Source organism: Lachnoclostridium sp. An196 (assembly GCF_002160135.1).
GTDB lineage: Bacteria > Bacillota > Clostridia > Lachnospirales > Lachnospiraceae > Hominiventricola > Hominiventricola avistercoris.
The window spans coordinates 1-976 of sequence record NZ_NFJZ01000028.1; the positions used below are offsets into that span (position 1 = coordinate 1).

1 protein-coding gene is annotated in these 976 nt (G+C 51.8%); it reads right to left on the minus strand.

What is annotated here, in order from left to right; all coding sequences use genetic code 11:
* Window positions 1-976: InlB B-repeat-containing protein (locus tag B5F29_RS16190; protein WP_143449179.1), on the minus strand; the 976-nt coding region annotated here is incomplete at both ends.

The window sequence follows — 976 nt, forward strand, 5'->3', positions numbered from 1 at the left end:
CCCTGGCCGCCGTTCGCGTCATATGTCAGGTCATACTTGTCATCCTCATAGTCCGGTATATCATCACCATCAATATCAGATGCCCATACCGCATAGACTGTCTCATCCTCGCCCGGCATTGTCAGCTCCGTGATGATTCCTGCCTCTTCTTTTGCTTCCTGGCTTTCGATCAGACCATTCTGCGTTAAGCTCCAGCCAAGGAACGTCGCATTAGTTCTCACAAGTGTTCCCTGATCCGCAAGTGTCACTGCCGCATTCTCAACGTGCTCTTCTTCTGCCGGTACGCTTCCGCCCGTATTTCCGTTTCCGTTATACGTCAGGGTATACTGGGTCTCTCCATAGTCCGGAGTCTTATCTCCGTCCTCATCCAGCGCCCATACCGCGTAAACCGTCTTGTCTGCTTCGCCAAAGGTCACTTCTTCTACGACTGTTCCCTCTGCCGGTGCTTCTGTCAGCACATCTGTAATCGGGCTTTCGCTCCAGCCAACAAATACCGCTTTATCCCTTGTTGGGACATTCGCTGTATCCAGACTTACTGTCTGTCCGTTGATGTATGCATCCGGCACACTCACCGGTCCGCCCTGGCCGCCGTTTACATTGTAGTTCAGGTCGTACTTCTCTTCGTCGTAGTCCGGTGTGCCATCTCCGTCAATATCGGATGCCCATACCGCATAAACGGTCTCGTCCGCTTCCCCGAATGTAATACTTTCGATCAGCACGCCGTCTTCCGGTGCTGCGTTCTTATAAATAGAAGTCTTTGTCTCGCTCCATCCTAAGAACTTCGCTTTCTCCATCGTCGGAACGTTGGTTGTTTCCAGTGTTACTGTCTGCGTGTTCAGGTAGGCATCTTCTACCGTACCCGGTCCACCCTGGCCGCCGTTCGCGTCATATGTCAGGTCATACTTGTCATCCTCATAGTCCGGTATATCATCACCATCAATATCAGATGCCCATACCGCATAGACTGTCTCATCCT